Genomic DNA, 22,061 nt, shown 5'->3' with positions numbered 1-22,061 from the left:
GCCAGACTCGTCGGATGCCGGGACCGACCGACGACGAACGGGTGGCACCCCTGCGCCGCCTCTGGCACTACGGGGCGCCGTACCGCCGACGAACCGGGTGGGCCACGACCCACTCGGTGCTGAACAAGCTCTTCGACCTCGCCCCTCCCCTGCTCATCGGCCTCGCCGTGGACGTGGTGGCCAACGACGGCGACGCCACCCTCGACCGCATCGGGTTCACCACGCAGCGAGCCCAGATCGTCGCGATCGCGCTCCTCACCTTCCTGGTCTGGGCGCTCGAGTCCCTGTTCCAGTACCTGCACCAGATCGCGTGGCGGAACCTGGCCCAGGACCTCCAGCACGACCTGCGCCTCGACGCCTACCGCAACGTGCAGGAGCTCGAGCACGCCTGGTTCCAGGAGCGGGCCACCGGCGACCTCATGGCGGTGCTCAACGACGACGTCAACCAGCTCGAGCGGTTCCTCGACATCGGCGCCAACGAGATCATCCAGGTGCTGACCACCGTGGTGGCGGTGGGCGCGATCTTCTTCGTGCTCGACCCGTCGGTGGCGATGCTCGCCATCGCGCCGATGCCCCTGGTCCTGTGGGGCTCGTTCTGGTTCCAGCGCCGGCTCGAGCCCCGCTACGAAGCGGTCCGCAACCAGGCCGGGTTCCTGAACGGCCAGCTGGCCAACAACCTGCTCGGCATCTCGACGGTGAAGTCCTTCACGGCCGAGGACCGGGAGGCGGCCCGCATCGCCAGGGAGAGCGACCGGTACCGCGAGACCAACCGTCGGGCCATCTCGCTGTCGTCGGCGTTCGTGCCGCTCATCCGCATGGCGATCCTCATCGGCTTCACGGGGACGATGGTGTGGGGCGGCTACGAGGCGATCAAGACCGCCACCGACGGGTCGGGCTCGCTGTCGGTCGGCCAGTACAGCGTGCTGCTCTTCCTGTCCCAGCGCCTGCTGTGGCCGCTGACGCGCCTCGGCGAGACCTTCGACCAGTACCAGCGGGCCATGGCATCCACGAACCGCATCCTCGACGTGGTGGACACCGAACCGGCCATCACGGGTGGCCCCGAGCGCCTCGCGCTCGACCTCGGCCAGGGGGAGGTGTCCTTCGAGGACGTCACCTTCGCCTACGAGCCCGGCGCCACCCCCGCGCTCGACGGCGTGACGCTGACCATCGAGGCCGGCCGGACGACGGCGGTCGTCGGCCCCACGGGATCCGGCAAGTCCACGCTCATGCGGCTGCTGCTGCGCTTCCACGACGTCGACGAGGGACAGGTGTGCATCGAGGGCCACGACGTGCGCGACCTCGACCTCGGCGACCTGCGCCGGCTCACCGGCCTGGTGAGCCAGGACGTGTACCTGTTCCACGGCACGGTCCGCGAGAACATCGCCTACGGCCGCCCGGACGCCCCGATCGAGGACGTGGTCGCCGCCGCGACCGTGGCCGAGATCCACGACTTCGTGCAGACGCTGCCCCAGGGCTACGACACCATCGTCGGCGAGCGGGGCCAGAAGCTGTCCGGCGGCCAGCGCCAGCGGCTCTCGATCGCCCGGGCCGTGCTGAAGGACCCGGTCGTGCTGCTCCTCGACGAGGCCACCTCGGCCGTCGACAACGAGACCGAGGCCGCCATCCAGCGGTCGCTCGAGCGGATCTCCGCCGGGCGCACCACCCTCGTCGTGGCCCACCGGCTCTCGACGGTTCGCGACGCGGACGTCATCCACGTGCTCGAGGCCGGGCGCATCGTGGAGTCCGGCACCCACGACCAGCTGGTGTCCCGCGAGGGCGCCTACGCCTCGCTGTGGGCGGTGCAGACCGGCGAGGCCGTCCACCACGACCCCCACCGACCGGGTCCGTTCAGGGCCCGCCCGTCGTGAAGGTCGGCACCACGCCGACGTCGTCGTAGGCCCCGATCGAGGACCACCGCCGCACCCGCGCCAGGTCGAGCGCCAGGCGGACCACGTCGTGGCCGACCCGCACCGTCGACGACGCACCGGCCTCGTCGAGCTGCACCGGGATCTCGCCGAGGGACAGCTCGGCCCGCTCGACCAGGTGCAGGATCTCGATGTCGAAGGCGAAGCCGTCGATGCGGGCGTGCGCGAACAGCGAGCGGGCCACGTCGCCCCGGAAGGCCTTGAGCCCGCACTGGGTGTCGCGCGGGGCGGCGAGCAGCACGGCGGCGGACAGGCGGTTCACCACCCGGCTGCCGAGGGCCCGCAGCCCGGTGGCCCGGGACACCACCGAGTCGACGTGGCGGCGGTTGCCGATGACGACGTCCCACCCGGCCTCGACGGCCTCGAGCGCCCGCCGCAGCTGGGGCGGGTCGTAGGCGAGGTCGGCGTCGGTGAACAGCGCCACCCGGCCCCGGGACGCGAGCATCCCCGCGCGGACCGCCGCCCCCTTCCCCCGGTTCTGGGGCTGCACGATGACCTGCTCGGCGCCCGCCTCGAGGGCGATGGCCGCGGTGTCGTCGCCGGAGCCGTCGTCCACCACCACGACCTCGAGGCCGCCGTCCGCGGCGACGTCGGCCAGCTCGTCGTGGATGCGCCGCACCGTCGTCCCGATGCGGTCGGGTTCCCGGTACGCGGGGATCACCACGGTCAGCCGGCACGTCCCGTCCTCCAGCGGCCGCAGCGACGGCGTGTGGAGCTCTCGGATCGCCTCGCCCAGCACCCAGCGGTAGCCGATGGCCCGGACCACGGCGGCCACGGTCAGCGAGATCGCCTTCGCCGCGAGCAGGCCGGTCACCGTGGTGAAGCCGAAGGCGGTGAAGGTGGCCCGGAGCACGAGGGCGTCGACGACGGCGGCGACCGAGGCGAGGAGCACGAAGGCCGAGGGGTGGCGGACCCAGCGGAAGTACGGGTTCGACCGGAACGTGGCCACCCGGTGGGCGCCGTAGGACACGGTGGACGCGACGGCGATGGCGACGAGGTCGGCCACCAGCAGCGGCCAGCCCAACCCCTCGCGCAGCGCCACCAGCAACCCGACGTCGATCGCGGTCGGCAGCACCGACACGGCGGCGAAGGCGAGCAGTCGACGCGGCACGGCCGCTATGCGTCGGCCGGCGCCGTGGTGTCGACCGGCTCGACCGGGTCGACCGGTGCGAGGTCGGCGAGGAACGGGTCCGGCTCGGGTCGCGTGCGGGGTGCGCTGGTGCCGTCGGCCGGGCGCAGGTCGCGCACGGGGACGCGCGGGCGGCGGGTGAGGACGACCAGGCCGGCGATGCCGGCGAGGGTGAGCGCGATCGCGATCAGGTCGATCCCCGTGCGGCCGTAGGTGAGGCGCACGTCGGTGTCGGTCGGCACGACGACCATCAGGTTCGGCGCGACCCGGTAGGGGCCGTCGGCGCCGGCGACCTCCCAGTTGGGGAAGTAGGAGGCCTTGACCAGCACGGGGGTGCCGGGGCGGTCGACTCGGAACGAGATCGAGGTGTCGCCCACCGCCACGTCCGACACCTCGGCCGGCGTGAGCGCCCGGGTCTCGGGGGTCGCGCCGGGGTCGACCCGCTGCCACTCGGCCGGGCCGTCCGCCGCCAGGGCCACGTCCCACCGGGACGGATCCTGGAACCACTCGAGCGCGGCGCCCGGGCAGGGCTCCTCACCCTCCTTGCAGCCGAGCCACTCGTCCTGGGCCTCCGATGCCGTGGTGACCGCCGGTTCGTGGGCGAGGGGCTCCACGAGCGAGGCGCCGCCCGCGACCTCGTACACGAGCCACGGCCCGTCCGCGGCCACCTCGGTCAGGTCGGGGTGGCCGGCGGCCGCCGCCTTCGCCTCCGGGCTGCGCGCGAGGTAGTAGCGCACCCCCATCAGCTGGAGGTGCTCGACGCCGGCGTCGACGTCGAGCTCCCGGTACGGCATGTCGCGCTGGGCCCGGCTCGGCGCCTGGGACAGCTCGGACTGCATGAGGAAGTGGAACGGCGTGGTGGACGAGGCCTCGAAGTACAGCCCCTCCATCGAGCCGATGCAGCCGTCGGTCCAGTGGGGCAGGAGCATGAGGGCCATCGGGGTGCCGTAGTCGTTCAGGTCGGAGCTGTACTCCCACAGCGAGCGCCCGCAGCCGTTGGTCTCCCCCACCTCGGCCATGGTCGAGACGATCCCCCGGTACTCGGGGTAGGCCTCCTTGCGCTCGTAGCCGCTGTAGTTCCACCGGGCCCAGTCGGTGACGAAGTTCCGGCCGGCGACGTCGATGCCCAGCGCGTCGGGCACCCGCAGGGAGAACAGGCCCGGGACGCCGACCGAGCGGACGAGCCGGTAGGTGCCGTCCGCGTTGGTGGCACCGCCGGGGGCGTTGCGGAGCTGGCCGGCCAGGAACCCGCCGAGCAGCAGCAGCGCCAGCGGCGCAGCCGCGACCGTCACCCACCGCCGCGGCCGGCGTGGGTCGGGGGCCAGCACCTGGGCCAGCGCCCGCGCGATCTCCCCGACGCCGACGGCGGCCAGCCAGTAGACGACGAGGTACCAGAACGGCAGGAGGCGGGCGTTCCACAGCCGGCCCTGGGGCAGGAACACGAACGCGAGCGCGAGGCCCAGGCCCGCGACCACCAGCGCGACGCCGACGCGGCTGCGGAACGCCACCGAGAGCACGGCGCCGACCAGCGCGAGGGCCGCGAAGAGCCGCAGGTCGCCCGGCACCAGCTCGGGCCACACCTGGTCGGAGAACCACGACCACAGGCCGGTGCCGTCCCGGTGGACCGCGATCTTCTCCCAGCCCATGTCGTTGACGTAGGTGCGGCGCCAGAAGAACGGCAGCACCCACCAGGCCGCCAGGAGGGCGGCCACGACGCCGGTGCTGAGCAGCCACCACAGCCGGCCGATGGCGAGCGGACGGCGCTCGGCGCCGGGGTCGGTCGGCTCGGCTCCCTCCCGGGTGAGCAGGACGAGGGCGACGATGACCAGCAGCACGAGCGTGACGGCCACCGTCGGCCCGGTGCCCGCCAGGCCGGTCACGAGCGCGGCCGCACCGCCCAGCACGACGACCGCGGCGGCAGCCGCGCCGACGAGGACGGTGCGGCGGGCCGGCGCACCCTCCCCCGCGGGTTCGGCGACGAGGTGCACGACCAGCAGCACGAGGGTCACCCCGAGGGCGAAGAAGGCGGGGATGAGGTGGCAGAGGCCGACCAGCGCGAGCAGCGCCGCCGCCGTGGCCCGGTGGGTGCCGATGCGCAGGCCGTGGACCACCACGCCCAGGTAGACGATCGCCAGCGCCAGGCTGATCGAGAACGCGAACTCGCCGGCCATGGTCGACGCGATGTTGCCGCCGTAGATGGTGAAGGACTTGTCGAACAGGAAGGCGAGCGTGGTGACCGCGAGCAGGGCCGGCGTCGGGTGCGGGAACCGGGCGAGCCGGCCGAAGGCGTAGGCGGCGACCGGCATGGCCACCACGCCCGCCACCGACACCAGCTTGAACGCAGGTCCGTAGGGCACGGCGACGCCGAGGACGACCACCAGCGCGGCAGCGACGGCCAGGGGCACCCGTCGGGGGTGCCGCCCGTAGCGGCCGGCCACCACGGCGGCGGCCACGCCGGCGACGATGAGCACGAGGTCGAACGTCGGGCCGAAGCCGCCCCAGAGCCCGGCGAGGAGCGCCACCAGGGCGAGCCCGGCGGTGACCGCCAGCTCGGTGCGGTCGCGGACCCATCGGCCCGCCGCCCGACCGGCGATCAGCAGGGACGCCGCGGCCGGGAGGATGGCGAGCGCCCCGCCGAGGCCGGCGTTCAGGGCCACCATCCCGAGGAACGGGACGACCATGTAGAACTGGAAGACGGGGAAGCCGGCGTACCAGTCGGGGGTCCAGCCGGCGAGTCGCAGGTCCGGCAGGAGGTGGTCCCGCAGGTACGCGAACGCCCACACGTGGGCGCCCATGTCGCCACCCGCAGGCGTCGTGCTGGCCAGGAGCAGGTCCGGGTGGAGCTGCCAGAACACGAACAGGGCGCTGGCCGCGACGACCAGTGCGTCGATCGTTCGGCGGGCGACCGGGCTCATCGGCGAGACATCCTCCCACCCCGGTCCCGGGTCGGACCGATCACCCACCGGCGACGAGCGCGACGACCGTGGTCGCGTTGAAGCCGACGTGGGCCCAGATGCTGGGACCGAGCCGGCCGGTGCGGTGGGCCAGCACCGACAGCACGAGGCCGAACGCGGCCAGGGCCGGCAGCTGCAGCGCCTGGAAGTGGCTGATGCCGAACAGCACCGACGTGATGAGCATCGCCGGCCAGATCGGCAGGTGGCGGGCCAGGGTCCGCTGGAGCATCCCGCGGAAGAAGACCTCCTCGGCGAGTGGTGCGGCGACGACCACGACCAGCACGAGCACCAGCACGCCCGGGCCCTGGGCCTTGTCCGTGAGCTCGCGAGCCGGCGCCTCGAGCGCCTCCTGGTCGGTGTCGGTGAAGATGAAGATCGGCAGCGTCACCAGCGGCACGAGCACGAGCTGGCAGGCCACGCCGATCGCGAGGCCGACGGGCACGTCCCGCAGGGTGGTCCACAGCCCGAGGTCGCGCACGGGCCCGTTGCCCCGGAGCCGGGTGGCGAGCAGCGGGACGCCGAGCAGGCCCAGCCACAGGGGGACCTGGAGGAGGGCGACCTCGCCGATGGTCAGCGCATCGGTGTCGAGCTCGCCCATCGGGATGCCCTGGGCAGCAGCGAACAGGGCGAAGCCGAGCGCGGAGGCGAGCTGGGCCACGACGAAGGCGACCGCGAGGTCGACCGCGCCCCAGCGGGGGGCCGGATCGGTCACTGGACCTTCAGGAGGCGATGCGGCCGTGGAGGTCGACCACTGAGCCGATGCGCCGGTCGACGAGGGACCAGCCGTTGGGGACCGACAGCCGTTCGGTGTGCTCGACGCACAGGTCGTACTGCATCGGGTGCGACGGGGCGAGGTGGTCCACGGTCGCCACCCGGGACGCGTAGTCGTAGGTGAGGGTCGCGGCCGGGCTCCGCTGGCACGCAGGACGAGAGCAGCTGGCACTCACGGGAGAGCAGGGTAGCCAGGGCCGCGCCGGCAGCGGTGGACACCGGACCGACCGGGCTGCACGTCCGACCGTCGGCCCCGACCCGTATCCTGGGCCCATGCAGCCGCAGTCGCCTCCGCCGCCTCCCCCGCCGCCGGGCCGCGAGTCCAAGGGTGGCGCGCGGGGCGCCAGCGCCCGGCTCGGCGGGCTGCCCCGCTGGTCCCTCTGGGTCCTGGTCGGCGTCCTCCTGCTCGGGTTCGTGCTCGCCGGGTTCTTCCCGAGCGAGCCCCGGGAGGACCTCACCTACAGCGAGTTCCGCACCGCCGTCCTCGACGGCCAGGTGCAGGACATCGAGATCGACAACAACAACGGCGACATCGACGGCGAGCTGGAGGACGGCACCCTCTTCACCACGACCGGCCCGGTCGACGGCGGCATCCCCGACGAGGACCTGCGGATCCTGCGGGACCAGGGCGTCGAGGTCAGCTACGTCACGCCCTCGCCCAGCTTCATCGCCGCCATCCTCCCCTACATCATCGTGTTCGGCCTGTTCATCGGCTTCTTCATCTGGATGCAGCGCCGGGCCCAGGGCCAGATGAGCGGCGTGATGAACATCGGCAAGTCGAAGGCCAAGCCCTACGACACCGAGCGCCCCGGCACCACCTTCGACGACGTCGCCGGGTACGAGGGCGTCAAGCAGGAGATCACCGAGGTGGTCGACTTCCTGCGCCATCCCGAGAAGTTCGCCGAGATCGGCGCCCGCATCCCCAAGGGCGTGCTGCTCGTCGGCCCGCCCGGCACCGGCAAGACCCTCATCGCCCGGGCCGTGGCCGGTGAGGCCGGCGTGCCGTTCCTGTCGGTCACCGGCTCGGACTTCATGGAGATGTTCGTGGGCGTCGGCGCCAGCCGCGTGCGCGACCTGTTCCAGACGGCCAAGAAGATGGGCAAGGCCATCATCTTCGTGGACGAGATCGACTCCATCGGCCGCAAGCGCGGCGCTGGGCTCGGCGGCGGCCACGACGAGCGCGAGCAGACGCTGAACCAGATGCTGTCGGAGATGGACGGCTTCGAGGCCACCGAGGGCATCGTGATGATGGCGGCCACCAACCGCCCCGACATCCTCGACCCCGCCCTCCTCCGCCCGGGTCGCTTCGACCGCCAGGTGGTCGTGCCGCTGCCCGAGTCCGAGGAGCGCCTGGCGATCCTCAAGGTGCACTGCAAGTCCAAGCGCCTGGCCGCCGACGTCGACCTCAACACGGTGGCCAAGGGCACGCCGGGCATGAGCGGCGCCGATCTGGCCAACCTGGTCAACGAGGCCGCCCTCTACGCGGTGCGCGCCGGCGACGACGAGATCCACAACCGCCACTTCGACATGGCGCGCGACCGCGTCCTCATGGGCCAGCGCCGCGAGTCCATGGCCCTCTCCGACCAGGAGAAGGAGGTCATCGCCTACCACGAGGCCGGCCACGCCGTGTGCGCCGCCGTGCTCCCCCACGCCGACCCGGTCCACAAGGTCACGATCCTGCCCACGGGCATGGCCCTCGGCGTCACCCAGCAGCTCCCCGAGGAGCGCCACATCTACCGCCAGGACTACATCGAGGACTCCCTCGTGGTCCGCATGGGCGGCCGGATCGCCGAGGAGGTCGTCTACGGCGTCTACTCCACCGGCGCCAACAACGACCTCACGGGCGCCACCGACCTCGCCACCAAGATGGTGCGGGAGTGGGGCATGTCCGAGCGGGTCGGCCCCCAGGCGTGGAGCGGCGGCAACCAGGTCTTCCTCGGCGAGTCGATGATGGCCTCCAAGGAGTACTCCGACGACACCGCCCGGGTGATCGACGAGGAGGTCGAGCGCATCCTGCGCGAGCAGCAGCAGCGCTGCCGCGACACCCTCCACGAGAACCGCAACGGCCTCGACCTCGTGGCCCGGGCCCTGCTGGAGCGCGAGACCATCGACGGCGCCGAGGTGAGCCGGCTCATCGAGCTCGGCCGGGGCACGGCCGAGGAGCTCCCGGAGCGGGAGTCGGTCACAACCGACTGAACCGCCGTTGCCGTTCCGCAGTCGCTGCCAGAACGCTTCTGGCAGCGGCACGGAGCCGAGCACTGGTCAGGCGTCGTCCTCGTCGTGGACGTGTTCATGGCTGCCGCAGCCGTCCGGCACGGACCCGGGCTCGCGGAGCTCGGCCAGGGCCGCCCACAGGTCGGTCGCCGTGGCCGGGCCGAGGAAGCTGGCCCGCACGACACCCTCGGCGTCGGCGACCACGGTGGTCGGCACCCCGTCGATCCGGTAGCGGTCGTGCAGCACCTTGTGGGCGGAGAACTCGAGCTCCTGCACGGCGACGGCGTCGGATTCGAGCACCCGCACCTTGTCCCACACGCCGGCGCAGGTGTCGCACGTGGCGGAGCTGAAGACCGCCACCAGCCACTCGGCGTCGGGACGCGTGAAGTCGGGGCGGTGGAGCTGGCCGGGAACGTTGTAGCCGGTGCGCACCGGTGCGGCGGCCGGCTGGCGGCGCTGCACCACCAGCGCGATCACCACCGCGACGACGGCGACGACGGCGACGATGACGAGGCGCTCCATCAGCCCTCCCCGTCCTCCGCGTCGTCGGCCGGGACCTCGGACTCGTCGTCGGGATCGACGACGATGGTCTCGTCGGGCGCCGGCAGCTCCACGTCGTCGGGGGCGACCGGGATCCCCTCGTCGTCCTCGGTCGGGGCCTCCTCGAGCTCGTCGCCGAGGTCGGCCTCGACGCCGAGGTCCACCGGGTCGGCCGGGACGCGCGCGCCGTCCGGCGACGGCACCCCCACCGCGAGGGAGATCCCGCGCTGCTCCTCCCCCAGCTGGGCCAGGATGCGCTCGACGACCACGGGTTCGGTGGCCCGCACGACCACGGCGAGGTCGTCCCGGTTGGCGATCTGGGGGGTGAGATCCACGTTCAGCCGCTCGCCGGCCTCGACGACGACGCCCTGCAGGTCGGCCACGGGGACCTCCTGGCCTCCCACGATGGCGACGACGTCCACCTCGGTGAGCACCTGGGGATCCAGGTTCACGATCGTGATGGACTCGGCGCTGGGCTCCTCCGTGCTGCCGGCGGCGAAGGTCCACTCGGTGGCCTCGACCGGTGAACCGGTGGTGACGGACAGGCCACGCCGGCCCGAGGTGCGCAGGGACGACAGCACGCGCTCGGCCACCACGGGGACGTCGTTGGCGGAGCGCACCACGGCGGAGTGCGGGACCCCGACCGGCAGGCGTCCGTCCTCGTTCATGTCCACGGTGGCGTGGGAGCCGGGGGCGATGCTCAGCTCGACCGGTGCGGGGACGCCGTTCTCCTCGGGACGGTCGACGCGGAGGTCGATCTCCACCTCGGCCAGCTCCTCGGTGGGGTTGTAGACGACGAAGCGCTCCTGGAACTCCTCGGAGGCGATCCCGTCGGGGAAGATCCAGGTCCGCTGCGGTTCGGTCACGCCCAGCTGGACGGTGAGGCCGCGGTCGCCGCCGTCCTCGTTCACCCGCACGATGCGGTCGACGATGATGCGACCGGTGCGGGTCGTGAGCGACGCCGCCACCTCGTCGCGGCGGGTCACGTCGTCGCCGAGGTCGATGCCGATGGTGCTGCGACCCGGGACCACGAGGCCGCCGGCGAAGCGGCCCGGCTCGCGGATGGTGTCCTCGGTGGAGAACACGCCCTCGACGATGGCGTCGTCGGGGAACGGGTTGAACAGCACGAGCAGCTCGCGAGCCTCCCGGGCCGTGGTCCCCCAGGCGAAGTGCCACTCGTCGCTGGCACCGGTGGCGCACGGCTTCGCGTCGATCCCGTGGATGCTGGACACCTCGTGCTCCACGACGAGCCCGCCGCCGACGGACTCCACCAGCGCGGAGGCGACCGGGGCGGTGACCAGGTCGGTCAGGGCCAGACGAGCCCGGCTGCGGGGTCCGATCTCGATGCGCCGCACCACCGGCTCGGCGCTGACGGAGGCCGGGTCGGTGGCCGGCTCCTCGTCGACCTCCTCGTCGGCCTCCTCGTCGTCCGGGTCGGCATCGGCATCGGGGGCGAGCTCGTCGGCCTCCCCGCCCGGGGCCGGCGCGGCCACGACGCCGGGGAAGGCGGTGACATCGACGTCGAGGGCACCGTCGGTGGTGTTCAGCATCGTGATGACGTGGTCGGCGAAGGCCTCCTCGTCGGCCGTGCCGCCGGCGCAGAACCAAGTGGAGGCCAGCGCGGTGGACGATGGCGCCATCGGGAACTCGGAGGGGACCACCGTGACCGCTTCGACCGAGGTGTCGTCGGTCGCCTCGCGGTCCAGGACGACCCCGGCCACGACGAATGCGATGAGCAGCACCAGCACGGGCAGGCGACGGTTCATGGTCGATCCTCCTCGTCTGGGTCGGGGGCGGGTTCCGGATCGGGTTCGGGCTCCGATTCCGGGGCGGGCTCCGGTTCGAGCTCGTCGAGCAGGGCCGGCGTGGGGTCGGCCGGCCACTCCTCGGCCGGTGCCAACCAGTCTGCGGGCTCGACGACGGATTCCGCGGGCGCGGCCGGCGTGGCGGGGGTCACCCGAGTCGGTGAGGTCGTCGCGACCGGGTCGCGCCGGCGCGTCCGCCGGGCGAAGTGGATGGCGACGAGCCAGAACAGGGCCTGGAACGCCAGCACGCCGTAGCGGACGGGGGCGGTGTCGTAGCGCAGGGTGGCGTCGCCGCTGGTGGCGGGCTCGAAGCCCTGGGCCCAGCCGAACAGCTTGGTCTTCGGGGCCGGGCGACCCTCGACCAGCAGCTCCCAGCGATCCGATGCAGCCGAGGCGTGGTGGATGCGGGCGCCCGCGGGCACATCGCCGGTCCAGGTCGTGGGAGCGACCCGCGCCGAGAGCACGGGCTCCGCGCCCACCAGGTCCCCGGCCGTGACCTCGAACGCGGTGCCGGATCCGGCGGTGGCCGGGATCATGGCCGGTGACGGCAGCGCCGCCTCGTTTCGGTAGACGGTGTAGGCCGGGTTGACCGGAACCGCCGCCAGGTCCAGCTGGTCGGCCAGGGTGCCGGTGACCTGGGCCGGGGCCGGCCGCTGCACGCCCCCGAGGGGCCGGGGCGCCGAGGCGCTGGGCACGACCACGTAGCGGATGGCCATGGGGGCGAGGAGCCGGCCGAGCCGGCTGGTCTCCCCGCGGGCCGCCAGCACCAGGGCGTCCTCGATCAGCCGGGTCGGTCCGTCCTCGGAGCCGGGCCAGCCGTCGGTGATGCCGGGCAGCCCGTCCTGGCTGGTGGCGTAGACGACGTGGTCGGACGTGGGCTCGTCCCCATCGGGCAGGTCGAGGCCGTGGCCGGGCAGGGGCAGCACGTCGGGATGCCCGATCCACAGCACCCGGAACCCCGGCTCCTCCTCCTCGAGGAACCCGAAGGTGCTCTCGAGGTCGCCGCCGGGCAGGTACCAGCGGCCGTTGCCGGCGTCGAGCATGGTGGGCACCGCACCGATGACGAGGGCCACGCCGGCCACGATCGACGCGACCTGGCGCCAGCCGAAGTGGTACTGGCGCAGATCGACCTCGAAGGCGACCACGCCGAGGCCGGCGGCGATGGCCATCGACGCTGCCGCCGGGGCCAGCATCGTCTCGGCGGGCGGCAGCGCGAGGGGCAGGCGGTCGTCCCCACCGGCCCAGGTCAGCCCGATGAGCGTCAGGGCGACGGTCCAGGCCCGAACCGCCCAGTCGAAGCGCCAGCCCCGCCCGATCAGCAGCGGCAGGGTGGCAGCGATCGGGAACCCGAGGGCGAGGAGGCTGCCGCCCACCGGGCCCACGTCGAAGCGGAACAGGGAGCCGAGCGTCGGGGTCTCGGCGACGCCGGCGTGGCCGACCACCTGCTCCCAACGAGCGCCGGGCAGGACGAAGTCCAGCATCCACGGCACGTGCAGCACGACGGCGACGGCCACGCCGCCGAGCCCGCCGACCAGCAGGCGGAGCACCCCGTGGGGTGCGCCGGCGATCGCCGACCCGAGCGCCAAGGCGGCGATCACGACGGCGAACACGGGCAGGACGGCGGGGTCGATGGCGGCGACCAGGGCCAGGAGCAGCCCGATGGAGGCGACCCGGCCGACCAGGTCGGGGCGGCGGACCCCGGGGCCGGCGTCGCCGTCGACGGCGCCGAAGGGCGCCCATCCGGCGGCGCGACCGAGCTGGCCGAGCAGCCACGGCGTGGCGGCGTACACGGCGAGCGACCCCCAGCGGGCGTCGGCGACGGCGTCGTAGGCCACGGGGATCGCCCCGTAGACGACGAGCGCCACAGCCTGCGCCCGCGGCGATGCCGCCGGGCGGAGCAGGCGGTAGGCGCCGATGAGGCCGACGGCGATGGAACCGAGCAGCAGCACCTGGCGGAGCGCACCCATGGCGCCGAAGAGGAGGGCCCCGGCGCCGGCCAGCAGCCCGAAGGCCGTGGGTGCGGGCGAGGACGAGCCGAGCCCGGTGGTGCGCCACCCGGACAGGAACGAGTCGAACAGCTCGCCCGGACCCTCGTCGAAGGGCAGGAACCCGCCGACCGTGGCGATGGGGCGCTGGATCAGGTGCCGGCTCCCGAACGCGACGATGAGGATGGTGATCGCCCAGGCGATCACGGGCCAGCGCAGCTCGCCGGAGCGCAGCCCGGCGACGAACCGTCGCCACGCACCCTCCGCCCGGTCCGAGGGGCTCGCACCCCGGGACGACGTGCCCCGCAGGAACGCGTTGAGGCGGGAGAAGCCACGGACCTGGAACCGACGGATCTCGGCGTCGGGGACGCCACGGAACCCTTCGACCTTCTGGTGCAGCGCCCGGATCTCCCCTCGGCGCCGCCAGTTCCACCGCCACGCGGCGATGACGTCCTGGGCCTGGCGGCGGCGGCCGGTGAGGACGGAGTAGACGATCTCGAGGACGGCCACGAAGGCGGCCTGGGGCAGCACCCGCACCCGGTGCCAGCGGGAGTAGCAGACGAGCATGGTGCGCAGGCGGTGGCGGATGAGACGCTGGCGGCGCAGGGACGTGTCGGAGCGCTCGCCGAGAGCCTCGGCGTGGCCGATCACCGCGTCGGGCGCCACCACGACCCGGGCGCCGGCCACGTGGGCCCGCCAGCACAGGCTGAGGTCGTCGTTGAGCAGGTCGATGCCCTCGTCGAAGCCGCCGATGGCCTCGAACAGGTCGGCGCGCACGAGGGTGCAGCCGCCGGGCACGACGAAGACGTCCCGCACGGCGTCGTACTGCTCCTGGTCGAGCTCGCCGGGGTCGACCACGGTGGACCGCTCGCCGGTCTTGTCGACCGATTCACCGACCTGCAGCAGCCGGCGCCGGTCGTCGAGCTGCACGAGCTTGCCACCGACGATGCCGGCGTTGGACCGGACGGCCTCGTCGACCAGGGTGCGGATGGCCTCCGGCTCGGGGGCGGCGTCGTCGTGGAGGAAGCAGAAGAACGCGGCCCCGTCGACGATCTCGCGGACCTGGTTCGCCGAGGCACCGAAGCCGCGGTCCTCGTCCAGGCGCCGCACGTAGGCGTTCGGGAGGGCGCGCGCGATCCGGGGGGTCGGGTCGGTGTCGCTCGCCGCATCGATGAACAGCACCGCCAGGTTGGAGTAGTCCTGGGCGGCGAGTGCGTCCACGGCTTGCTCGAGCCACGGCCCGGGATCCCGGGTCACCACGACGGCGACGACCGCAGGGGCCGCGGGGCGGCTCGGGGCGGGCGTCTCCACGAGTGCGGCAGGGTACCGGGCCGGGTCGCCCGGATCGCGAAGGTCGGCCGGTTCGCCCCGCGAGGAGACATCGTTCACAAGTGCTTGTCACGCCTCGCAAATCTGCTTAGTCTTTCAAGCATGACCCCCGAGATCACCCTCGACGACATCCAGAAGACCGTCCGGGACAGCTTCTACGTGACCGTCGGCCTCGGCGTGATCGCCTTCCAGAAGGCCCAGGTCCAGCGCAACGAGCTGCGCAAGCAGCTCGAAGAGGGCGTCGGCGGCGCCCACCAGACCGTGGCCGACAGCGTCAAGACCGTCGAGGAGCGCCTCGAAGCGGTCGAGCACCGCATCGACGCCGTGCTCGACGACGTCGAGGAGAAGCTCCCCGCCCAGGCCCGCCTCGTCATGTCCCAGGCCCGCGGCGTCGCCAAGGACGCCCGCCAGCAGCTCCGGCTCCTGGTCGACCGGGCCTGACCCCTCCTCCGCTCGACCCGCTTCCCCCGGCAGGTCGAGCGGCTGCGACGACCGGCCCCTGACGGCAGCTCCGCTGCCCGATGGCCCCGGTCGTCGCCCCACCTCCGACGCCGGGCACCGGCGCATCCGTCCCCCCTTGGATGCGCACGCCCGGCGCGGAGGTGCTGATCTCCCTCGCCGTGCTCGCTGATCAGCGGCCGGCGAGCTCGGCCAGGTGGCCCGCGATCGTCCGGGCCGACCCCGCCCAGGTCGCGGTGACCGCCGGCGGCAGCTCGCCGGCGCCGACCACCGTTCGTTCCCCGCAGAGGTGCGAGCCCAGCGCGGCGACCCAGGCGTCGACGTCGTCGGGATCGGCGTAGGTCACGTCATCTCCGCCCACCTCGGGCAGGGAGCCGCCCGTGGAGCTCACGACCGGTGCGCCGCGGCGCAACCCCTCGACCACGGGCAGGCCGTAGCCCTCGCAGCGCGAGGGGACGGCGACGGCGTGGGCGTGGCGGTAGAGCCAGTCGACCTCGGCGTCGGGCATCCACCCGACCCAGATCAGCCGTCGGCCGAGCTCGGGGTGGGCACGGAGGCGCTCGACGAGCGCCTCGACGTGCCAGCCCTCCCGACCCACCACGACGAGGCGCGCGGCACGGCCCTCGGCCCAGAGCCGCTCGAACGCGTCCAGCAGCAGCCCAACGTTCTTGCGAGGCTCCACGGTGCCGACGGTCAGCACGAACGGCAGGTCGTCGTCGGGGAGGGCCCCCGGCCGGGATGCCACCAGGTCGGTCGGGTCGGCGCCGGGGACGAACAGCGCGGTGGGCGGTCCGTCGTGGTCGGCGACCTCGTCGGCGCAGAACCGGCTGAAGCAGATGGCCAGGTCGGCGTGGGCCAGCTGCGCCTGAGCCCAGGGCACGAACACCGCTCGGTTCTCCGGGTCGAACCACTCCGGGTTGCGCAGCGGCATCAGGTCGTAGACCAGCGTCGCCACCCGCACCCCACGCCCCTTCAGCTCGGGCAGGAGCTCCGTCCGGGTCGCCGGCGACCACCAGGTGGCCTCGAGGTCGAACAGCATCGTGGCCTCGTCGAAGTCGACGAAGAGCTCGGACCAACGCCGGTGGGCGAGCGCGTGCCGGGCCTTCGTGGCCAGGGCGTGGGCCCGCACGGCACCGGGCACCCGACGGGCCACGTCGCGCCAGCCGCCTCGGGCTGCCACGGAGTCCGGCCCGCCCGGTTCGGCGGCGAGGGCGGCCTGCTCCTCCGGCGTGAGCGTGCGGAACCGGCGGCCGGTGTGGACCACGGGCACGAGCTGCACGGCGGCGTCCTCGGGCCAGTGGCGCAGGACCTCGCGGACCGTCCGCTGGATGCCCGTGACGTAGGGCACCCGCAGGGTGTCCCCGACCTCGACGAGGGCGACGACCGGTGCGGGGGTGGCGTCCTCGGGCACGAGCCCATCTTGCCCGCCGGGGGTGGACCGACCGCACCTCGGTCGCCTCGCCCGATCGCTCGCCTTCGTAGGCTCGACCACCGTGCCCCTCCGAGTCGCCGTCGACGCCACGCCGCTGCTCGACGTGCGCACCGGCGTGGGGGTCTTCACCGACGCCCTGCTGCGCGGGCTCGCGACCCGAGACGACGTCGAGGTCACCGCCTTCCCGGTGAGCCTCTCCGGGCGCAGGCGCATGCGAGACGTCACGCCGCCGGGCGTGCGCGTGCGGACCCCGCCCCTGCCGGCCCGGGCGCTGCACGCCCGCTGGCGCCGGCGCTCCACCCCGCGCATCGACCTGCTGGTGGGCCGACCCGACGTGGTCCACGGCCCCAACTTCGTGGTCCCCCCGGCGCGGGCGGCGCGGGTGGCCACCGTGCACGACCTCACCACCCTCCGCCACCCCGAGCTGTGCCACGCCGACACGCTCCGCTTCCCCGACATCGTCCGGCGGGCCGCGGCGGAGGGGGCCTGGATCCACACGGTGTCCGAGGCCGTCCGGGACGAGGTCGTGGCCGAGCTCGGCATCGACGCCGAGCGCGTCGTCGCCGTCCCCAACGGCTTCGACCCGCCGGTGGGGGACGCGGCCACCGGCCGGCGCCTGGCCGGCGTCGAGCGCTACGTGCTGGCGGTCGGCACGGTGGAGCCCCGCAAGGACCTGCCGTCGCTGGTCGCCGCGGTCGACCGGCTCGCCGTCGAGCACCCGGACCTGGTCCTCGTCCACGCGGGCGGCGACGGCTGGCAGGTCGAGCGCCTCGACGAGGCGCTGGCCGCCATGGGCCACCCCGACCGCGTCCGCCGGCTCGGCCACGTACCCCACGACCAGCTCGGGCACCTGTACGCCGGCGCCCGGGTGTTCGCCTACCCCTCGGTGTACGAGGGCTTCGGCATCCCCGTGCTCGAGGCCATGTCCTGCGACGTGCCGGTGGTGACCACCGCCGTGCCCGCCCTGCAGGAGGTGGCCGGCGACGCGGCTGGGATCGTCCCGGTGGGCGACGTCGACGCCCTGGCCGGCGCCATCGCCAGCGCCTGGACGGACGAGACCTGGCGATCGCAGGCCATCGAGCGGGGCCGGCTGCGGTGCGAGCGGTACTCCTGGGAGGCGTGCGTGGACGGCATCGTCGACATCTACCGGGCGGCGGCCGCAGGTTCCGGCCGGCCCCGGGTCCGCACGTAGACTCGCCCGGATGCGTGCGCTGGTCACCGGATCGCTCGGCTTCGCCGGCACCCACCTGTGCGCGCACCTGCGCGAGTCCGGTGACGACGTCATCGGCATCGACCGCGACGACGGTGACCTGACGCACCCCGAGACCGCCGCCCGGCTGATCGGCGCCCACCGGCCCGAGGTCGTCTACCACCTCGCCGGTGCCGCCAACGTCGGCGAGTCCTGGCGCGACCCGGTCGGCACGTGGGACGCCAACGCCACCGCCACCCTCTACCTGCTCGAGGCGGCCCGGACCCACGACGTGCGGCGCGTGCTGCTCGTGTCCAGCGCCGACGTCTACGGCACGGTCAGCGAGGACGAGCTCCCCCTCGACGAGGACTCACCGGTGCGGCCCACCAGCCCCTACGCCGCCTCGAAGCTCGCCGCCGAGCAGGTCGCCCGCCAGGCGTGGCTCGGCCACGGCCTCGAGACGATCCAGGTGCGGGCGTTCAACCACGTCGGTCCGGGGCAGTCCCCCGGCTTCGTCGCCCCCGCCCTGGCCACGGCCATCGCCCGCAACGAGCTCACCGGCGACACCGAGATCCCGATCGGCAACCTCAGCCCCCGGCGCGACTTCACCGACGTGCGCGACGTGGCCCGCGCCTACCGGCTCCTGATGGACCAGGCCGAGGCCGGCGAGCTGTACTGCGTGTGCTCGGGCCGCGACATCGCCATCCAGGAGCTGGCCGACACCCTCGTCGGCATGGCCACCAGCCCGATGGAGCTGGTCACCGATCCCGACCGGTACCGCCCGGTCGACATCCCCGTGCTGCGGGGATCCAACGCCAAGATCCACGCCGCCACCGGCTGGTCCCCGTCGTTCTCGATCGCCGACACCCTCGGCGACCTGCTCGACGAGTGCCGGGCCCGGGCGCGGTCCGACGTCGCCACCCACGGCAACCCCAAGAGCACCCCACGGAGCAGCGCATGAGCACCACCCCCAAGGCCCTCATCACCGGCATCACCGGCCAGGACGGCTCGTACCTCGCCGAGCTGCTGCTCGAGAAGGGCTACGACGTCGTCGGCGTCGCCCGCCGGTCCAGCACCGTCACCTTCGAGCGGATCGCCCACCTGCAGGAGGACATCGAGATCGCCTTCGGCGACCTGCTCGACCAGTACTCGATGATCAAGCTGCTCGAGGACCACCAGCCGGTCGAGGTCTACAACCTCGCCGCCCAGTCCTTCGTGCCGACCAGCTTCGACCAGCCGGTCCTCACCGGCGAGATCACCGGCCTCGGCGTCACCCGCGTCCTCGACGCCATCCGGGTCGTCGACCCGAGCATCCGCTTCTACCAGGCGTCGTCGTCGGAGATGTTCGGCAAGGTCCAGGAGGTCCCCCAGACCGAGGCCACCCCCCTGTACCCCCGCTCCCCCTACGGCGTGGCCAAGGTCTACGGCCACTGGATCACGATCAACTACCGCGAGTCCTACGGCCTCCACGCCTCCTCGGGCATCCTCTTCAACCACGAGTCGCCCCGGCGCGGCCACGAGTTCCTGCCCCGCAAGGTCTCCTACAACGTGGCCAAGATCGCCCTCGGCCTGCAGGACGAGCTGCGCCTCGGCAACCTCGACGCCCGGCGGGACTGGGGCTTCGCCGGCGACTACGTCGAGGCCATGTGGCTCATGCTCCAGCAGGACGAGCCCGACGACTACGTCGTGTCCACCGGCGAGACCCACGAGGTCCGCGAGCTCGTGCAGCTCGCCTTCGAGCACGTGGGCAAGAACTACGAGGACCACGTCGTGATCGACGAGAAGTTCTACCGCCCCGCCGAGGTCGACCTGCTCATCGGCGACGCCACCAAGGCCGAGAAGCAGCTGGGCTGGAAGCCCAAGACGTCCTTCCCCGAGCTGGTGGCGATGATGGTCGATGCCGACATCGCGCTGCTCAAGGGCGACCTGAAGGGCATCTCCCACTGAGCGATACAGCGGTCCTCTGCGGGGGCGTGGGGGCGGCGCGGTTCCTGCGCGGCCTGCTCGCCGTCGTCCCCCCGTCGTCGGTGACCGCGATCGTCAACGTCGCCGACGACACCGAGCTGCACGGGCTCCACATCAGCCCGGACATCGACACGGTGACCTACACCCTCGCCGACGCCATCGACCCGGACCGGGGCTGGGGGCTGCGCGACGAGACCTGGCACGCCATGACGATGTTCGAGCGCTACGGGAACCCGTCGTGGTTCAACCTCGGCGACAAGGACCTGGCCACCCACATCGTGCGCACCGAGCGGCTGCGGGCCGGCCAGCCGCTGTCGGAGGTCACCGCCCACCTCGCCCGGGCCTGGGACCTCGAGTGCACGCTCCTGCCCGTCACCGACGATCGGCTCCGCACCTTCGTCACCACCGAGCACGGCGACCTCAGCTTCCAGGAGTACTTCGTCGGCCGCCAGCACGCGGTGCCGATCACCGCCGTCCGCTTCGAGGGGGCCGAGCGCGCTCGCCCCGCACCCGGCGTGCTCGACGCGCTGGCCGACGCCGACCGCATCGTCGTCGCCCCGTCGAACCCGATCGTGTCCATCGGCCCGCTGCTGGCCGTCGACGGCATCCGCGACGCCCTCGTGGAGCACCGGTCCCGCGTGGTCGCCGTGTCGCCCATCATCGCCGGGGCCGCGCTCAAGGGGCCCGCCGACCGCATGCTCACCGAGCTCGGCCACGAGCCGAGCGTCGTCGGCGTCGCCCGCCTCTACCGCGACGTCGCTGCCACGCTCGTCATCGACGACGCCGACGCAGCCCGCGCCCCTGAGGTGGAGGCCGAGGGGATGGCCTGCATCGTCACCGGCACGGTCATGTCCGATGCCGAGCGCGCGGCCGGCCTGGCCCGCGCCGTGCTGGCCGCCACCGAGTCGCCCCGATGACGGTCTCCCCGCCGCCGGCGCCGGGCGAGCTGCGCATCCTGCCGGTGCACGGCATCGGCGAGATCCACCCGCGCGACGACCTCGCCGGCATCATCGCCGACGCCTGCAACGCGCAGCCGGCCACCTCGCTGCTCGACGGAGACGTCCTGGTCGTCACGCAGAAGATCGTGTCCAAGGCCGAGGACCGCATCGAGGCCATCGACACCGACGACCCGCGCGGCCACAAGGCCATCGTCGAGCGCGAGTCGGTCCGCATCCTGCGCCGCCGAGGCGATCTGATCATCGCCGAGACGTCGCACGGGTTCGTGTGCGCCAACGCCGGCGTGGACCTGTCCAACATCGAGGCCGGCTACGCCGCCCTGCTCCCGGTGGACTCCGACCGCTCGGCCCGGCGGATCCGCGACGCCATCCGCCACCGCCTCGGCATCGAGGTCGCCGTCATCGTGTCCGACACCTTCGGACGCCCGTGGCGACGAGGCCTCACCGACGTCGCCATCGGCTGCGCCGGCATCCGACCCATCGCCGACCTGCGCGGCTCCACCGACTCGCTCGGGCGCGAGCTGCAGGTCACCGAGGTCTGCATCGTGGACGAGCTGGCCGGTGCCGCCGACCTCGTCTGCGGCAAGGCCTCGGGCGTGCCTGTGGCACTGTGCCGGGGCATCGACCCCGCCTGGCTCGGCGACGGCAGCGTCGCCGACCTCGTCCGACACCCAAGCGAGGACCTGTTCCGGTGATCCCCCTCCACCACGACCCCCGCCCGTGCCTCTCGGTCGTGATGCCCGCCTACAACGAGCAGGCCACCGTGGCGGATGCCATCGAGGCGGTCCTGGCCTCACCCTGGGTCGCCCAGCTCGTCGTCGTGGACGACTGCTCCACCGACGGCACGGCCGCCATCCTCGATGCCATCACCGACGAGCGGGTCACCACCCTCCGCCACGGCGTGAACCAGGGCAAGGGCGCCGCCCTGCGCACCGGCATCGCCCACGCCTCGGCCGACTTCGTCGTCATCCAGGACGCGGACCTCGAGTACGACCCGTCGGAGTACGCCAAGCTCCTCCAGCCGCTGCTCGACGGGAGCGCCGACGTCGTCTACGGCTCGCGCTTCGCCGGCGGCGAGTCGCACCGGGTGCTGTACTTCTGGCACTCGGTGGGGAACAAGATGCTCACGCTGGCCTCCAACATGGTGACCAACCTGAACCTCACCGACATGGAGACCTGCTACAAGACCTTCCGCCGCGACCTGATCCAGTCGGTGGTGATCGAGGAGGACCGCTTCGGGTTCGAACCCGAGATCACGGCCAAGCTGGCCCGCAGCGGCGCCCGCTTCTACGAGGTCGGCATCTCCTACGACGGCCGCACCTACGAGGAGGGCAAGAAGATCGGCTGGCGCGACGGCGTCCAGGCCATCGTCTGCATCGCCAGGTACGGCCTCCTGCGCCGCTAGGCC

17 protein-coding genes are annotated in these 22,061 nt (G+C 73.1%); 9 read left to right on the top strand and 8 right to left on the bottom strand.

The window, feature by feature from the left end; all coding sequences use genetic code 11:
• Positions 1-14: 14 nt before the first annotated feature.
• Positions 15-1,868, top strand: a complete 1,854-nt coding sequence (locus RGQ06_RS13540) for an ABC transporter ATP-binding protein (protein WP_432428736.1) — start codon at positions 15-17, stop codon at positions 1,866-1,868.
• Here RGQ06_RS13540 and RGQ06_RS13535 read toward each other — a convergent pair.
• From RGQ06_RS13535 to RGQ06_RS13520, 4 genes are read right to left on the bottom strand one after another with little or no spacing between them, the layout of a single operon-like run.
• Positions 1,849-3,036, bottom strand: a complete 1,188-nt coding sequence (locus RGQ06_RS13535; RefSeq protein ID WP_432428735.1) for a glycosyltransferase — start codon at positions 3,034-3,036, stop codon at positions 1,849-1,851. The genes RGQ06_RS13540 and RGQ06_RS13535 overlap by 20 nt on opposite strands.
• A gap of 5 nt (positions 3,037-3,041) precedes the next feature.
• Positions 3,042-5,969: a hypothetical protein gene (locus RGQ06_RS13530; protein WP_432428734.1), complete on the bottom strand. Its 2,928-nt coding sequence runs from the start codon at positions 5,967-5,969 to the stop codon at positions 3,042-3,044.
• Positions 5,970-6,009: 40 nt separating this feature from the next.
• Positions 6,010-6,720 (bottom strand): CPBP family intramembrane glutamic endopeptidase, encoded by a 711-nt coding sequence (locus RGQ06_RS13525; RefSeq protein WP_432428733.1) that lies wholly within the window; start codon positions 6,718-6,720, stop codon positions 6,010-6,012.
• A 7-nt stretch (positions 6,721-6,727) separates the two neighbouring features.
• Positions 6,728-6,955 (bottom strand): DUF3499 family protein, encoded by a 228-nt coding sequence (locus RGQ06_RS13520; protein ID WP_432428732.1) that lies wholly within the window; start codon positions 6,953-6,955, stop codon positions 6,728-6,730.
• 97 nt (positions 6,956-7,052) lie between these two features.
• Between RGQ06_RS13520 and ftsH the strand changes: the two genes are divergently transcribed.
• Positions 7,053-8,975 carry an ATP-dependent zinc metalloprotease FtsH gene (gene ftsH, locus RGQ06_RS13515; protein WP_432428731.1) on the top strand — a complete coding sequence of 641 codons (1,923 nt, stop codon included), beginning with the start codon at positions 7,053-7,055 and terminating at the stop codon, positions 8,973-8,975.
• A 66-nt stretch (positions 8,976-9,041) separates the two neighbouring features.
• On the opposite strand, the gene RGQ06_RS13510 is transcribed toward ftsH, so the two are convergent.
• Genes RGQ06_RS13510 through RGQ06_RS13500 form a run of 3 tightly spaced genes read right to left on the bottom strand, consistent with a single transcriptional unit; the run spans position 9,042 to position 14,634 of the window.
• Positions 9,042-9,515 (bottom strand): hypothetical protein, encoded by a 474-nt coding sequence (locus RGQ06_RS13510; protein WP_432428730.1) that lies wholly within the window; start codon positions 9,513-9,515, stop codon positions 9,042-9,044.
• On the bottom strand, positions 9,515-11,299 hold the full coding sequence (locus tag RGQ06_RS13505; protein WP_432428729.1) for a hypothetical protein: 1,785 nt from the start codon (positions 11,297-11,299) through the stop codon (positions 9,515-9,517). Before RGQ06_RS13505 ends, RGQ06_RS13510 begins: the two co-directional genes overlap by 1 nt.
• Positions 11,296-14,634, bottom strand: coding sequence for a glycosyltransferase (locus tag RGQ06_RS13500; protein WP_432428728.1), 3,339 nt, complete (start codon positions 14,632-14,634; stop codon positions 11,296-11,298). Before RGQ06_RS13500 ends, RGQ06_RS13505 begins: the two co-directional genes overlap by 4 nt.
• A gap of 120 nt (positions 14,635-14,754) precedes the next feature.
• Between RGQ06_RS13500 and RGQ06_RS13495 the strand changes: the two genes are divergently transcribed.
• Positions 14,755-15,093: a hypothetical protein gene (locus RGQ06_RS13495; RefSeq protein WP_432428727.1), complete on the top strand. Its 339-nt coding sequence runs from the start codon at positions 14,755-14,757 to the stop codon at positions 15,091-15,093.
• A 190-nt stretch (positions 15,094-15,283) separates the two neighbouring features.
• Here the strand turns inward: RGQ06_RS13495 and RGQ06_RS13490 are convergent, their stop codons facing one another.
• The gene (locus RGQ06_RS13490) at positions 15,284-16,522 is read right to left on the bottom strand and encodes a glycosyltransferase family 4 protein (RefSeq protein WP_432428726.1); all 1,239 of its coding nucleotides are present in this window, start codon (positions 16,520-16,522) and stop codon (positions 15,284-15,286) included.
• An 82-nt stretch (positions 16,523-16,604) separates the two neighbouring features.
• Between RGQ06_RS13490 and RGQ06_RS13485 the strand changes: the two genes are divergently transcribed.
• From RGQ06_RS13485 to RGQ06_RS13460, 6 genes are read left to right on the top strand one after another with little or no spacing between them, the layout of a single operon-like run.
• Positions 16,605-17,735 carry a glycosyltransferase family 4 protein gene (locus tag RGQ06_RS13485; protein WP_432428725.1) on the top strand — a complete coding sequence of 377 codons (1,131 nt, stop codon included), beginning with the start codon at positions 16,605-16,607 and terminating at the stop codon, positions 17,733-17,735.
• Positions 17,736-17,745: 10 nt separating this feature from the next.
• Entirely contained in the window at positions 17,746-18,693 is a 948-nt protein-coding gene (locus RGQ06_RS13480) for a GDP-mannose 4,6-dehydratase (RefSeq protein ID WP_432428724.1), read from the top strand.
• The gene (gene gmd, locus RGQ06_RS13475; protein WP_432428723.1) at positions 18,690-19,679 is read left to right on the top strand and encodes a GDP-mannose 4,6-dehydratase; all 990 of its coding nucleotides are present in this window, start codon (positions 18,690-18,692) and stop codon (positions 19,677-19,679) included. Before RGQ06_RS13480 ends, gmd begins: the two co-directional genes overlap by 4 nt.
• Positions 19,676-20,614 carry a 2-phospho-L-lactate transferase gene (gene cofD, locus RGQ06_RS13470; protein WP_432428794.1) on the top strand — a complete coding sequence of 313 codons (939 nt, stop codon included), beginning with the start codon at positions 19,676-19,678 and terminating at the stop codon, positions 20,612-20,614. Before gmd ends, cofD begins: the two co-directional genes overlap by 4 nt.
• Positions 20,611-21,348, top strand: coding sequence for a coenzyme F420-0:L-glutamate ligase (gene cofE, locus RGQ06_RS13465; RefSeq protein WP_432428722.1), 738 nt, complete (start codon positions 20,611-20,613; stop codon positions 21,346-21,348). The genes cofD and cofE overlap by 4 nt, the downstream gene beginning before the upstream one ends.
• A complete protein-coding gene (locus RGQ06_RS13460) occupies positions 21,345-22,058 on the top strand; it encodes a glycosyltransferase family 2 protein (RefSeq protein ID WP_432428721.1) in 714 nt (237 codons plus the stop codon). Before cofE ends, RGQ06_RS13460 begins: the two co-directional genes overlap by 4 nt.
• Positions 22,059-22,061 lie beyond the last annotated feature (3 nt).

The sequence above is a fragment of the Salinilacustrithrix flava genome (assembly GCF_041228405.1).
Taxonomy (GTDB): Bacteria; Actinomycetota; Acidimicrobiia; order Acidimicrobiales; family Salinilacustritrichaceae; genus Salinilacustrithrix; species Salinilacustrithrix flava.
Note: the sequence above shows the minus strand (reverse complement) of the source record. Positions and strands in the feature narration are given on the sequence as shown.

What these genes read in the sequence shown, in the direction of transcription:
- RGQ06_RS13540 (WP_432428736.1), top strand. Translation starts at nt 15, where the DNA reads ATGCCGGGACCGACCGACGACGAACGGGTGGCACCCCTGCGCCGCCTC.
- RGQ06_RS13495 (WP_432428727.1), top strand. Translation starts at nt 14,755, where the DNA reads ATGACCCCCGAGATCACCCTCGACGACATCCAGAAGACCGTCCGGGAC.
- ftsH (WP_432428731.1), top strand. Translation starts at nt 7,053, where the DNA reads ATGCAGCCGCAGTCGCCTCCGCCGCCTCCCCCGCCGCCGGGCCGCGAG.
- RGQ06_RS13510 (WP_432428730.1), bottom strand. Translation starts at nt 9,515, where the DNA reads ATGGAGCGCCTCGTCATCGTCGCCGTCGTCGCCGTCGTCGCGGTGGTG.
- RGQ06_RS13530 (WP_432428734.1), bottom strand. Translation starts at nt 5,969, where the DNA reads ATGAGCCCGGTCGCCCGCCGAACGATCGACGCACTGGTCGTCGCGGCC.
- cofE (WP_432428722.1), top strand. Translation starts at nt 20,611, where the DNA reads ATGACGGTCTCCCCGCCGCCGGCGCCGGGCGAGCTGCGCATCCTGCCG.
- RGQ06_RS13480 (WP_432428724.1), top strand. Translation starts at nt 17,746, where the DNA reads ATGCGTGCGCTGGTCACCGGATCGCTCGGCTTCGCCGGCACCCACCTG.
- RGQ06_RS13505 (WP_432428729.1), bottom strand. Translation starts at nt 11,299, where the DNA reads ATGAACCGTCGCCTGCCCGTGCTGGTGCTGCTCATCGCATTCGTCGTG.
- gmd (WP_432428723.1), top strand. Translation starts at nt 18,690, where the DNA reads ATGAGCACCACCCCCAAGGCCCTCATCACCGGCATCACCGGCCAGGAC.